Source organism: Nitrosomonas sp. Is37 (genome assembly GCF_033063275.1).
Taxonomy (GTDB): Bacteria; Pseudomonadota; Gammaproteobacteria; order Burkholderiales; family Nitrosomonadaceae; genus Nitrosomonas.
The window spans coordinates 104,538-117,572 of the sequence record NZ_JAWJYP010000002.1 but is presented as its reverse complement, the minus strand read 5'-3'; the positions used below and the strand labels follow the sequence as shown (position 1 = coordinate 117,572).

The following is a 13,035-nucleotide window of genomic DNA, read 5'->3' as shown; positions in this document are numbered from 1 at the left end:
AAAGAATCTTTCTGAAGAACAATGTGATACCGCATCAGACTTCTTTCAGAGGCCAGCGGTCAAGTGAAACATAAACAGAGCCCTGATCGGTCTGTTTGGATTGCACCAACGTCCATTCATTGACATGCCAGGTAATCGAAGTCGTCAAATTTGGCAAATTTTTGCATAAAGCTTTTCTTACCAAAGTAATGTGCGGAATATAGCGGCGTTTTTCAAGCGAGAAACCTGCCTGAGACAATCTATTCTGCAAATCGTTTACCAATGCAGAAAGCTCTGCAGGACATTGGCTTGGGCCAACATGAACAATGCGGTTATGTTGCCAGTATTGAATTTCATCCATAGTCAAATCAAAGCTTAATTGTTTGACTTCATTCGCTACCTGGTGCAGCGTTTCTAGTTGCTGGCTAGTTACATTCCCAATAAATACCAAGGTGAGATGGATCAGGAAGGAGTTGATTTCCCTGCCACTACAAAGGCTAACTAGTTGGCCGGCTAGTTTACTCAGTTTTTCTTGGGCAGCGGCATCAGGCCAGACTGCAAAAAAAACTTTTATGGTCTCTTCTGGAGAAATATTTTCTTCAGTCACAAATGTCGTCAGTTTTCGCGATCAAACAGATGGCTTCGGCCACAATTCCCTCTCCCCGGCCTACAAAGCCCAGTTTCTCCGCAGTTTTTGCCTTGATATTAATATCGCTGGTAGACATATTCAAATCTTGGGCAATGTTAGCAACCATCGCCAGGATATGTGGGGCCATTTTAGGTGCCTGTGCAATTATAGTTGCATCGATATTGATGACCCTGTAGCGTTTGCTGATCAACAACCGGTACACCTCACGTAATAGCACGCGACTGTCAATATCTTTATAACGTGCATCCTTATCTGAAAAATGCTGACCGATATCGCCTAATGCAGCTGCACCGATTAATGCATCACACAGCGCATGCAGCAGTACATCCGCGTCAGAATGCCCCAATAATCCTTTCTCGTAAGGAATCGTTACCCCACCAATGATCAGATCGCGACCTTCTACCAGTTGATGCACATCAAAACCCTGGCCAACTCTTATATTCTTCACTTTGTTTCCCTTTTTTGCAAAATAAGTTCTGCTAAAGCCAAATCTTGAGGATAAGTGACTTTGAAGTTATAAGCATCACTCAGCACCAATCTGGGACGAAGACCCAAAGCCTCGATCGCGCTGGCATCATCCGTTATAGTGGTACTATCCACTTTACCCAGCGCATCCATTAAAAGACCCAGGCGAAACATTTGCGGCGTTTGCGCTTGCCATAAACCATTTCTGGATTCTGTGCACATAACACGTTGATTTGGATCAGCGCGTTTTAAGGTATCCGCGACCGGAATAGCCAATAACCCGCCAACCTCATCTACTGCTAGCACATCAATGAGTTGATCAAGCTGAGAGATAGTCAGGCAAGGACGTGCAGCATCATGCACGAGGACCCAATCATCATGACGGATAGACGCGTCTGCTTGCATTGACTTCAATCCATTCAATACGCTGTCAGCGCGCGTTGCCCCTCCGCAATACCGCACGGCCAGTTTGTCAGAAAAGGATGGCCAATCGTAATGACCCCATTCATTATCATCTGGGGCAAGAATAACAAATACCTTGAAGATACGCGAGGAACTGCACAATGTATGCAAGGCATGATAAATCATTGGTTTACCAGCCAAAGATAAATACTGTTTTGGCAATTGATTATTCATGCGCGAACCGGAGCCTGCAGCAGGAATCAATGCGATAAATCTAGCCATGCTTGGTTTCTCAACTGGTTTAATGGGATGAAGGCTGCGCAGTATTTAGGCTCTGTTTTTTCAATTCAGAAATCAGCAATGCTTACCGCAGCGGATAGTTCATGGTCTGTTATTACTTATATGAGCTTAGTAGAGTGCTTGTTCGTAATTATCTCACATCCTTTCTTGTTTGACGCATTACAAACGCAGAGGACTCAAGTAGACAAAGACGATCATTGCGCATCAATAAAAAGATGCACAATTTAAGACTGAAATAGCCTGATTTGCAAGAATTTCTATTAACGCTTTATTCTGATGATAAAAGATGCACCAATGTTCCTGCTCGGCTCGATAGATAAGGCACCATCGTACGCCTGAACAATATCCCGAACAATGGCCAAGCCGATACCATGACCTGGCATCGCTTGATCAGCTCTGACTCCTCGTTCGAGGAGCCTGCCTATTTCTTCCTGTTTGATACCGGGACCATCGTCTTCTACTTTGAGCACGATATCATCGTGTGCATACCGGGCTGATATGGCAACTGCTTGCCGACACCATTTGAATGCGTTATCAATTAAATTCCCGAGCAGCTCCATCAAATCACCCTCATCCATCCTCAAACAAAGCTCAGGCTCAATTTCAATGACAATCTCTGGACATTTCTCGAAATGGGCGCGATTGACCGTATTAACAATTTTCTCAACAACTGGGCGTAATGCAGTCAGCCTTGTTCCAGGCGAGCTACCAGCTGTCGCAGCACGACGTAACTGATACTGAATAATGCTATCCATCTGATCGATCTGTTCATCGAGAACAGCTTGCATATTCTGTGAAAGTTTTTCAGTTCTGCTTGCACCTCGCAGAATAGTCAGAGGTGTTTTAAGGCTATGCGCTAGATCGGCTAGTGCATTGCGGTAACGCTGTTGATGTTTTCGTTCGTGTTGAATCAACGAATTGATATTGTCGGTAAGGCGTTTTAATTCGACTGGGTAGATCCCTTGCACACTTTCTTGCATTCCTGATTCAACGGCATTCAGCTCTGACGAAACCTGTCGCATCGGTCGAAGTCCCCAATGCAACACCAGCATCTGCATAATCAATAATAATAACCCCATCACCCCCAGCCAGCCCCACAAATCTCTACGATAGCTGTCTATTTGTGCTTCAAGCGAGATACTCTCCATGATCACATGAAAAGTAAGCGGATAATCACCCCCATCTGTTTCCCAGTCTACAGCAAAACTATAAATGAAGTGTGGCTCATCATTAAGCATAATCTGCTCGAATTTTTTCTCTCCCTCTAATAGAATGGCTCGTGCCGGTATGGGGATACTCAAAGTAGAAAACGATCTCCAGATAGGGGTATTTGTCTGATCAGTAATAAATGCATAAACACCTGAATTGAGCTGCTCGAATTCAATTAGAGCCGGGAGCTCTTCTGGCATGGATAAACTACCATTGTCATCCACTTCAACCTCCCCCATCAGTAGAAAAAGCTTGCCAAGCATCCGATCTTGTAGCGCTCTCTGACCACTATCGTAAAAAGCACGATCCAGCGTCAACGCAGTACCCACAATAAAGATAAAAAGCACCAATGAGGCACTGAATAGAATACGCTGATTAAGTGATTTCATGATGATGAGGATTTGATCGCAAAGCGGTAGCCACGTCCACGTAACGTTTCTATTGGGTTAAGCTTTCCGTCAGGATCAAGTTTACGGCGCAAACGTCCAATCATAACCTCTAACACATTACTATCATGATTATCATCGTGGGAATAAAGATAATCAGTAAGTGTCTGTTTTGAAATGACTTCACCCTGATGACGCATAAAATGCTCCAGTAAGCGATATTCAAAAGTAGTCAGATCAACGAGGTCATCACTTAATTTGACCGTTTGTTCGGTCAAATTAAGTGTAATAGGTCCAGACTTCAACGTTGTACTCGGAATGGCAGTTGCACGACGCAGCAGTGCCTTGAGTCTGGCTTGTAATTCTTCCATTTGAAATGGCTTGGCAAGATAATCATCCGCACCCATCTCCAAACCTTTAACCTTATCTTGCCAGCTATTGCGTGCTGTAAGAATAAGTATGGGCAGCAAGCTTCCCCGCTTTCGTAAAGCAGCAATAACTTCTAGGCCAGATAAACCAGGCAAACCGATATCAACAATAGCTGCATCTAATGGATACTCACTTGCGATATACAAACCTTCCTCACCGTTATCACAAGTATCGACCATGTATCCATCCGCTTCCAGTTGCTGACTAATTTGCTTTTGCAACTTGGTTTCATCTTCAATAACTAAGATTCGCATGATGTCAATCGAGTAGCTTAAATAGTCAGATATTGTGTTAAACCTAAAAACCGCAGTTGGACGGGATGGAGCGTGTGGTGATCCAGGTGCGAGGCAAGGCGCGATGAAGTCGCAGGGTCTCCTCCCACAACAAAGAGCAACGCCGTATTCGTGCCTGGAGCGACATACGATGCACCTTGTAGCGGCCTCACCATTCTAGTGAACAAGAAAATCTCTAAAATACCTCTATATATCATGGGATTAACTCTCCAATCAAGCGGTCAACTGCGGTTTTTAGGTTAAGTGTTTATTCAGTAAAGATCTGCAAACTTGATAATCCAGTTGGGCAGAATTGCATGGAGATACTCTCTGTTTTAATGAGTATTAATGAGTAGCGATAACCGCACCACTATTAGCGTCTATTGTCACAATGCGTACAGTTCCTCTGCTACTTAAAATCTTGACACGATAGCTATCAGACGCACGCTGGACAGATAAAAGGCGCCCTGGAATATGTTGCTGTGCAATGGTAACTGCTTGTTGTTGGGAAATTTCCGTATGCTGAGTGCTTGGTTGATAATAAGGAGAATTTTTCTGCGCAAGAGTGACCGCAGGCATAAAGAATGCAATAAAAATAGCAATCACCAAGCAATATCGATATGTCATCATTCTCTAATAGCTATAAGCCAGCCGGTGGCAGAATAACGTTTTCTACACCGGGCATGATCCTTAATAGCCTAACATAAAACGGGCATCTCCCGTGCCAATACCCAGGAAAAAGTTACCCGGTGCTACGCCATAAGCGGGTGGATAATAAGGTTGGTCATAATAAATGTTCCGCGTAATGTAATGATTATGGTGATGATGCGGCCGGCCATAACCACCATATCCTGGTCCGGGGTCGTAATAATGATGTTCATGATAGTCATCATAATCATCGTCATAGTCATCGTCATAGTCATCATCATGGTCATGATGATGGTAGTAGTGGTGACCTCTTCCAGCTTCAACTACCATGGGAACCGCTAGCGCAACACTCAACAACAATGCAGCTAACAATTTTATTAGCGTATTCCTTTTAGTTCTCATCTTCATGGTATGCCTCCTTGATTATTTTTATTGATCAGAATTTCTTCTGTTGGTGATCACTTTATCCTGGAGATCATAAACACAAGCTGAACAATCAGAAAAGAATAAAAAATAGGATTTGCTATTTGCAGGAATCATGGGTACGCATGATCGCAGCACATTTGGTCAATGCTAAATAATAAAACATTATTATTTGGACTGCCCGCTGAATCTGGCGATCCTTGCCCGAATATTTCGCCAGGACGCAGAATGAGAGAGTGAAGCGTTCTGTGCGCAGGTTTGCGTGTATTGCGTCAAGCTAATAACCGAGTCTATTGATGTGAAGCAGAGGCACAAAAATGCCACAAAACGATCGCTAGCGCCAGCAAAGGTCAGTCAGTGCAAGTTGGTTTTATCCCTAAGATACCCTAGCATCCTGATTCTTGCCCCTTTGCATTGATACAAGCATCGGTCTAGTAAAATACTCCAGTTAATAGCCTAACATAAAACGGGCATTTCCCGTGTTAATGCCAAGGAAGAAGTTTCCCGGTACTGCGCCATAATAACCACCATAAGCGGGAGGATAATAGGGTTGGTTGTAATAAATATTCCGTGTATTGTAATGATGATGGTGGTGACGATGGTCATGATGATGGTGACGATCATGATCATGATGATGGTGGCGATGATGATGATGATGGTGGTGGTGGCGATGATGGCCTCTGCCAGCTTCAACTACCATGGGAATCGTTAAAGCAACGCTCAACAACATTCCAGATAATAATTTTACTGGTATGCTTATTTTAGTTCTCGTTTTCATGTTACACCTCCTTAGTTGTTTTTTTATTGATCAGAATATTTTTCTTCTGTTGCTGATCACTTTATCCTGGGGATCATGAATACAAGCTGAACAATCTAAAAAGAAAGAAACAGGATGGCAAATGTTTGTACCTTATTTTGCTTAAGTAATTAACATCAATCTTTACAAAAATGAAACAGTTCCCGCTTGCTCTTTGAAGTTCATACTTGTAATCTTTTGATCAAAGAGCTTGAAATAGTCATCTGAATAAGATGTAATCAAGGAATCATGCAGGAATGTGCTGCCTTAGCAGCTTCATCCAATAACCAGATCGAGCGGAGGGATAAAATTGAGTGACTATCGCTTTATTGTGCGCAAAGCCGCAGTACTGGGTGCAGGAGTCATGGGGGCGCAGATTGCAGCGCATTTGGTAAATGCTAACATTGAAACACTGTTATTTGAGCTGCCCGCTGAATCTGGCGATCCCAGTGCGCCAGCAGCGAAAGCAATCGAAAAACTAAAAAAACTCGAGCCTGCTCCGTTATCTATAGCTTCCAAAGCAGCTTGTATTCAACCCGCGAATTATGATCAGCATCTCGGGTTACTCACGGACTGTGATCTTGTTATCGAAGCGATCGCTGAACGTATAGATTGGAAAACCGATCTGTATACTAAGGTTGCGCCTCATCTCGGTCCGCATACCATTTTTGCCAGCAATACGTCTGGTTTATCGATTAATCAATTGGCGCAAGCCTTCCCTGAGGAATTACGTCATCACTTTTGCGGTATCCATTTTTTTAATCCACCGCGTTATATGCATTTGGTCGAGATGATTCCTTGCAAAGAGAGCGACGTCAGAATACTTGATGATCTGGAAGCATTTTTAGTGACTTATCTGGGTAAAGGAGTCATTCGTGCGAAAGATACGCCTAACTTTATCGCTAACCGTGTAGGTGTGTTTTCCATGCTGGCGATTATGCATCATGCCAGAGAATTTGGCTTAGGCTTTGATCTGGTTGACAAGCTGACAGGGTCCCTCATTGGTCGCCCTAAGAGCGCCACTTTCCGCACTGCGGATGTGGTGGGACTGGATATTCTGTCACACGTCATTGATACCATGCATAAAGCACTGACCGATGATCCCTGGCATAACTATTACATCACTCCCAGTTGGTTACAAACCTTGATCGATCAAGGCGCACTCGGCCAAAAATCAGGAAAAGGAATCTATCAAAAAATTAATAAAGAAATTCGGGTACTCGATTTAGCTACAAATACTTACCGTCTTTCTGAAGGTACATTGGATAGCGATGTTGAATCGCTGCTCAAACAAAAGAATCCAGTCGAAAAATTTGCAGCTTTGCGAACCAGCGAGCATCCACAAGCTCAATTTTTGTGGGCAATACATCGCGATCTGTTCCATTACTGCGCTGTACATTTGACCACAATTGCAGATAATGCACGTGATCTTGATCTCGCGATTCGCTGGGGGTTTGGCTGGAATCAGGGGCCATTTGAAATCTGGCAAACTGCCGGTTGGAATCAGATAGCTGCCTGGATCAATGAAGATATCGCTGCAGGCAAGAGCATGAGTAACACTCTCCTCCCTGCCTGGGTCCAGGAGGCAGGACAAAATGCCGTACAAGGTGTACATACCACGCAAGGCTCCTACGCACCGCTAGCGCATGCAATGCAACCACGATCAACATTGCCGGTATATCGCAGACAAGTGTTTCCTGATCGCTTGGCAGGTGAAGAAAGGAAATACGGTGAAACCATCTTTGAAACAGATGCTGTTCGGATGTGGCATACCGGCGATGAAATTGCGATTGTCAGCTTCAAAAGTAAGATGCATACAATCGATATCGAAGTGCTCAATGGGTTACAGCAGGCAATCGAGGAGGCAGAACGTCATTGGCGTGCACTTGTGATTTGGCAAACCGCCCCCCCTTTCTCGGCAGGTGCCAATCTGCAGAAAGCCAGTGAAAAACCAAAAAGCGAGGAGCCTCCTTCTGCTTTTGATCAATTCATGAAGAAGGTCAAGAAAACAGCTCAATCGACCATTCTGCAGGCTGCGCGTAGCCTGGATCTGACGGATGCTCTGATGGCTGGTAAGCTTGCGGAAGTAGAAACGCTGATTACGCGCTTTCAGCAGCTATCGCAGCATCTCCGATACTCCACGATTCCAACGGTGGCAGCTATTGATGGACTTGCTCTGGGAGGAGGCTGTGAGTTCGTGATGCATTGTGATCGCGCCGTAGCCACACTGGAGAGCTATATCGGTCTAGTTGAGGCAGGCGTGGGCTTATTGCCTGCCGGTGGGGGCTGCAAAGAACTGGCGTTAAGAGCAGCACGAAATGCAATAGATGGTGATCCTTTTCCCCAATTGAAACATTATTTCCAGACAGTCGCAATGGCCCAACTCGCAAAAAGTGCTGAGGGAGCAAAAGAACTAGGCTATTTACTGCCGGCTGATCCGATCATCATGAACCGTTTTGAGCTTCTTCACGCAGCGAAGATACAAGCACTTGCCCTGGCAGAATCAGGTTATCGTCCACCTTTGATACCGCGCGGAATCCCAGTTGCAGGATCTACTGGGATTGCGACAATCAAAGGAACATTAGTCAATATGCTAGAGGGGCACTTTATTTCTGAGCACGATTATCTGATCGGCAGCAAAATCGCCCATGTCATGTGTGGGGGTGACTTGACGCCGGGCAGTCTGGTTGATGAAGAGTGGTTTCTCAGGTTGGAGAGAAAAGCATTCATTGAATTACTGGCAACAGAGAAAACTCAAGCGCGTATCGCGCACACCTTGAAAACAGGGAAACCACTCAGAAATTAGTCATCGTGATTAGATCCTTATTTAAAGATTGATGGAGAAAACCATGAACAAACAAACTCAGGATGCCTATATCGTCGCTGCTGTACGCACACCCGTCGGTAAAGCCCCACGCGGAATGTTTAAAAATGTTCGCCCCGATGACATGCTTGTCCACGTCCTGCAAGCAGTGTTGAAACAATGTGAGGGACTTGATCCGGCTGCAATCGAAGATGTGATCGTCGGTTGTGCTATGCCGGAGGCGGAACAAGGAATCAATGTAGCGCGTGTGGCATTGTTGCTGGCTGGATTGCCCAATAGCGTATCAGGCATGACAGTCAATCGCTTTTGTGCGTCCGGGTTGCAGACAGTTGCATTGGCTGCAGACCGTATTCGCCTGGGGGAAGCGGATGTGATGATTGCGGGTGGCACTGAAAGCATGAGCATGATACCAATGATGGGCAATAAGGTTGCCTTGAATCCAGCTATGTTCATGCACGATGAAAATGTAGCTATTGCATATGGAATGGGTATCACCGGCGAGAAAGTGGCTCAGCGATGGAAAGTCTCTCGTGAACAGCAGGATGAGTTTGCGTTGATGAGCCACACACGAGCCTTGAAAGCAATCGAAACGGGCGAATTCAAACAGGAAATTGCTCCCTACCCGATCGAAGAAAAAAGACCGGATTTAACTTCACACGAAGTCATAACTGTGAAATCTGTGAAAGACACCGATGAAGGACCTCGCGCCGATACCAGTTTAGAAGCGCTTGCGAAATTGAAATCAGTCTTTGCAGTCAATGGCTCGGTCACGGCAGGAAATAGTTCACAAATGTCAGATGGTGCAGGTGCAGTAGTGCTCATGAGCGCAACCGCATTACAACGCTTCAATTTAGAGCCAATTGGGCGGTTTATTGGATATACAGTAGCAGGCGTTCCACCCGAAATAATGGGAATTGGTCCAACCAAGGCGATTCCCAAGGTACTGAAACAAGTTGGTATGAAACTGGAAGATCTTGACTGGATTGAACTGAATGAAGCATTTGCTGCACAAAGTCTCGCTGTTATCAATGAATTAGGACTGGATCGAGTCAAAGTGAATCCCCTGGGAGGGGCTATTGCACTGGGTCATCCACTTGGCGCAACGGGCGCAATCCGCGTCGCGACGCTGCTGCACGGCTTACGTCGACATCACCTGAAATATGGCATGATTACAATGTGTGTAGGCAGCGGGATGGGAGCAGCTGGAATATTTGAAGCATTATAAACTAGCCTGATTAGGTTGACGTTTTTTTGAGTCATTCCATTTCCAAATCAAACATGACGCAAGAGCGAGCCGCAGACAGTATAAATAATACGGCAAAGTGAAGCCGACAATGTCAGGTTTGATTTAGAAATGAAATATAAAGTCGAAGAAATTTATTTTGCTAATACGAGAACGTATTCATTTTTTGTAATTTCGCTTTTTTCTGAATGAATTCTACTCTATGAACGTATCCTCCTACAGCTTCTGCGACTCGTCGAAATTCAACAGCAGGAATATCTTGAGGAACGATAAATACTTGACTAGCACCTGATCTGAAATAAACCAGAACTCTCATAATATTTCTCCCTGTAGTTCGTTTTTGTTTAATTCAATATTCCTTCTTTGGGAAAAACCCCCGAATCTTCTCCTTAACGCCAAGATGAATAATGGTTTTTACCGTATCAATCGGAATTGAATGAGTAGGACGTTCAGACACTACTTCTAAAAGGAATTTGATGGTCTCAGACATGAAGGCTTGCAGTTTACTCAAGCGGCTCACCCCCATGGTATGTGATAATAATACTTCATCTCGCGTCCCATCTGGTAATCCTTTTTGTCTTATAAAAACAGTGATATCCAGCGATACAGCTCAGAATATTAAATCACTGATTCCATCCAGGTAAATTGCCAAATATTAATAATTAAAGACTATATTAAAATTGAAAATAATTAAATACGTGCAAATACGTAAAGGCTAATCTTTAATTAAAATCAAAGTCTGAAAAATCAATACTAATATACGATTTATTTCAATAATCTGTCTAAGACTTTATCAAAAAATGGGGAACATTTGTGATGTTTGTGAATCTCATAATGATAACAATATCAATATTGACGCCCAGCCCCATCCAAGCTAGGAAAATAGCTTACAAAATCCTTGATAATACCTATACCCGGATAGACGCAGCTCACTGTAATGTCTTGTCGGTTACTATCTTATTAACTATAGAGAGTAGGCGCTGTCGGTAATTGATTTTGGTCGCACCTTAAAATCATCGACTAAAGGCTTAGTAATATAGTGATTACCTATCTATTTTAAATAAGTCATAACTTACATAATAATCAGTTGCTTACTCTAATGACTTCCTTTAGATCTTTTAGAAACACTAAGCTATAGAAAATCTGGATTTAATGGAGTAATCATCAAATGAGTAATAATTGAATTAACTCCCAGTAGATGGGATGGGCTGGTAAAATATGATGTAATTTAGCAGCTAGACACGAAGTTCATTTGGTGTCTGCTGCCTGGCAGTAATAAAAGCTCAAATTTTAGAGTAACGATTAAATCCAAGTTCTTAATAATCCACATCTTTTCCCATACTTTATGGCTCAATATGTTTTGATCATGAATCGTGTAAATAAGGTTGTTCCACCTAAACGCACGATTCTTAAAGATATTTCACTCAGTTTCTTTCCCGGCGCAAAAATAGGATTACTGGGGCTAAATGGCTCAGGTAAATCGACGTTATTAAAAATCATGGCTGGTGCAGACAAGGATTTTGAAGGTGAAGTCACGCCAATGCCTCATCTCAAGATTGGACATTTACCGCAGGAACCACAGCTTAACCCGGAACAGACTATACGTGAAGCAGTCCAGGAAGGATTAGGTGATATATTCAGCGCTCAGCAGAAACTGGAAGAAATTTACGCGGCTTATGCTGAACCGGATGCAGATTTTGATGCGCTGGCTGCAGAGCAGACACGACTGGAAGCCATCCTTGCAACAAGTGGGGGTGATACTGCTCAGCAAATGGAAGTAGCCGCTGATGCGCTGCGTCTCCCTGAATGGGATGCTGTCATAAAGAATCTTTCAGGTGGTGAGAAACGACGTGTAGCACTGTGCAGGCTGCTGTTATCAAAACCGGACATGTTATTGCTGGATGAACCTACCAACCACCTGGATGCTGAATCTGTGGAGTGGCTGGAACAATTTCTGGTGCGTTTTCCTGGTACAGTAGTAGCCGTAACGCACGATCGTTACTTCCTGGACAATGCCGCCGAATGGATACTGGAACTCGATCGCGGTCAGGGCATTCCCTGGAAAGGTAATTATTCAAGCTGGTTAGAGCAGAAAGAAGTTCGCCTCAAACAGGAAGAATCTTCCGAATCTGCTCGGCAGAAAGCGCTCAAAAAGGAACTGGAGTGGGTACGACAAAATCCCAAGGGACGGCAGGCCAAATCTAAGGCGCGGATTGCCCGTTTTGAAGAGCTCAACTCTCAGGAATATCAAAAACGCAACGAAACACAGGAAATCTTTATTCCGGTGGCCGATAGACTGGGTAACGAAGTCATTGAATTTACCAATGTCTCCAAAGCATTTGGCGATCGATTACTGATCGACAATTTGAGCTTCAAAATACCGGCCGGTGCCATTGTCGGTATCATCGGTCCCAATGGTGCAGGTAAATCAACCTTATTTCGCATGATTATCGGTCGTGAACAACCAGATACGGGTGAGGTTAAAATCGGCGAAACAGTCAAATTTGCTTACGTCGATCAGTCGCGTGATATCCTCGATAGCAACAAAACTGTCTTTGAAGCTGTGTCAGATGGGAACGATATCTTCACTGTCGGCAAATATGAAACGCCATCTCGTGCTTACATTGGTCGCTTCAATTTCAAAGGACCAGACCAGCAAAAAATGGTAGGACAGCTTTCCGGGGGCGAACGGGGGCGGTTACACTTAGCCAAGACATTGATTTCTGGCGGCAACGTGCTGCTGCTCGACGAGCCATCCAATGACCTCGACGTGGAAACACTGCGGGCATTGGAAGATGCACTGTTAGAATTTGCAGGTTGCGTACTGGTCATTTCGCACGACCGCTGGTTCTTGGATCGTATTGCGACGCATATTCTGGCATTTGAAGGTAATTCCCAGGTCACCTTCTATGCCGGTAATTATCAGGAATATGAAGCAGATAAACGTCAGCGACTGGGTGAAGAAGGCGCCAAACCGAAACGGATCAGATATAAACCGATTACACGCTAA

Annotated in this window: 12 protein-coding genes; 3 read left to right on the top strand and 9 right to left on the bottom strand. The window is 44.2% G+C overall.

The genetic code is table 11. The annotated features are described in order from the left end of the window. Positions 1-34: 34 nt before the first annotated feature. The 9 genes from thpR to R2Q26_RS01535 all read right to left on the bottom strand — a co-directional run bounded on the left by thpR (position 35) and on the right by R2Q26_RS01535 (position 5,940). The gene (gene thpR, locus R2Q26_RS01575; RefSeq protein ID WP_317534656.1) at positions 35-586 is read right to left on the bottom strand and encodes an RNA 2',3'-cyclic phosphodiesterase; all 552 of its coding nucleotides are present in this window, start codon (positions 584-586) and stop codon (positions 35-37) included. Next, positions 579-1,076 carry a 2-C-methyl-D-erythritol 2,4-cyclodiphosphate synthase gene (gene ispF, locus R2Q26_RS01570; protein WP_317534655.1) on the bottom strand — a complete coding sequence of 166 codons (498 nt, stop codon included), beginning with the start codon at positions 1,074-1,076 and terminating at the stop codon, positions 579-581. Before ispF ends, thpR begins: the two co-directional genes overlap by 8 nt. Continuing rightward, entirely contained in the window at positions 1,073-1,777 is a 705-nt protein-coding gene (gene ispD / locus R2Q26_RS01565) for a 2-C-methyl-D-erythritol 4-phosphate cytidylyltransferase (RefSeq protein ID WP_317534654.1), read from the bottom strand. Before ispD ends, ispF begins: the two co-directional genes overlap by 4 nt. A 278-nt stretch (positions 1,778-2,055) precedes the next feature. Continuing rightward, positions 2,056-3,393: an ATP-binding protein gene (locus R2Q26_RS01560; protein WP_317534653.1), complete on the bottom strand. Its 1,338-nt coding sequence runs from the start codon at positions 3,391-3,393 to the stop codon at positions 2,056-2,058. After that, a complete protein-coding gene (locus R2Q26_RS01555; RefSeq protein ID WP_317534652.1) occupies positions 3,390-4,073 on the bottom strand; it encodes a response regulator transcription factor in 684 nt (227 codons plus the stop codon). The genes R2Q26_RS01560 and R2Q26_RS01555 overlap by 4 nt, the downstream gene beginning before the upstream one ends. A gap of 17 nt (positions 4,074-4,090) precedes the next feature. Then, positions 4,091-4,309, bottom strand: coding sequence for a hypothetical protein (locus R2Q26_RS01550; protein WP_317534651.1), 219 nt, complete (start codon positions 4,307-4,309; stop codon positions 4,091-4,093). 127 nt (positions 4,310-4,436) lie between these two features. Next, complete coding sequence (locus tag R2Q26_RS01545) at positions 4,437-4,721, bottom strand: PepSY domain-containing protein (RefSeq protein ID WP_317534650.1); 285 nt, start codon at positions 4,719-4,721, stop codon at positions 4,437-4,439. 60 nt (positions 4,722-4,781) lie between these two features. Further along, positions 4,782-5,147 carry a hypothetical protein gene (locus R2Q26_RS01540; RefSeq protein ID WP_317534649.1) on the bottom strand — a complete coding sequence of 122 codons (366 nt, stop codon included), beginning with the start codon at positions 5,145-5,147 and terminating at the stop codon, positions 4,782-4,784. 463 nt (positions 5,148-5,610) lie between these two features. After that, on the bottom strand, positions 5,611-5,940 hold the full coding sequence (locus R2Q26_RS01535) for a hypothetical protein (RefSeq protein ID WP_317534648.1): 330 nt from the start codon (positions 5,938-5,940) through the stop codon (positions 5,611-5,613). Positions 5,941-6,268: 328 nt separating this feature from the next. On the opposite strand from R2Q26_RS01535, the gene R2Q26_RS01530 reads away from it, so the two are divergent. From R2Q26_RS01530 to ettA, 3 genes are all read left to right on the top strand, one after another. Next, positions 6,269-8,764, top strand: a complete 2,496-nt coding sequence (locus R2Q26_RS01530) for a 3-hydroxyacyl-CoA dehydrogenase/enoyl-CoA hydratase family protein (protein ID WP_317534647.1) — start codon at positions 6,269-6,271, stop codon at positions 8,762-8,764. A 43-nt stretch (positions 8,765-8,807) separates the two neighbouring features. Beyond that, positions 8,808-10,007 (top strand): acetyl-CoA C-acyltransferase, encoded by a 1,200-nt coding sequence (locus R2Q26_RS01525; protein ID WP_317534646.1) that lies wholly within the window; start codon positions 8,808-8,810, stop codon positions 10,005-10,007. A 1,363-nt stretch (positions 10,008-11,370) separates the two neighbouring features. Continuing rightward, on the top strand, positions 11,371-13,035 hold the full coding sequence (gene ettA, locus R2Q26_RS01520) for an energy-dependent translational throttle protein EttA (protein ID WP_317534645.1): 1,665 nt from the start codon (positions 11,371-11,373) through the stop codon (positions 13,033-13,035).

Excerpts from the sequence above, each read along its gene's own strand:
- R2Q26_RS01560 (WP_317534653.1), bottom strand. The coding sequence starts at position 3,393 with ATGAAATCACTTAATCAGCGTATTCTATTCAGTGCCTCATTGGTGCTT.
- ispD (WP_317534654.1), bottom strand. The coding sequence starts at position 1,777 with ATGGCTAGATTTATCGCATTGATTCCTGCTGCAGGCTCCGGTTCGCGC.
- R2Q26_RS01555 (WP_317534652.1), bottom strand. The coding sequence starts at position 4,073 with ATGCGAATCTTAGTTATTGAAGATGAAACCAAGTTGCAAAAGCAAATT.
- R2Q26_RS01525 (WP_317534646.1), top strand. The coding sequence starts at position 8,808 with ATGAACAAACAAACTCAGGATGCCTATATCGTCGCTGCTGTACGCACA.
- R2Q26_RS01540 (WP_317534649.1), bottom strand. The coding sequence starts at position 5,147 with ATGAAGATGAGAACTAAAAGGAATACGCTAATAAAATTGTTAGCTGCA.
- R2Q26_RS01550 (WP_317534651.1), bottom strand. The coding sequence starts at position 4,309 with ATGATATATAGAGGTATTTTAGAGATTTTCTTGTTCACTAGAATGGTG.
- ettA (WP_317534645.1), top strand. The coding sequence starts at position 11,371 with ATGGCTCAATATGTTTTGATCATGAATCGTGTAAATAAGGTTGTTCCA.
- R2Q26_RS01535 (WP_317534648.1), bottom strand. The coding sequence starts at position 5,940 with ATGAAAACGAGAACTAAAATAAGCATACCAGTAAAATTATTATCTGGA.
- R2Q26_RS01545 (WP_317534650.1), bottom strand. The coding sequence starts at position 4,721 with ATGATGACATATCGATATTGCTTGGTGATTGCTATTTTTATTGCATTC.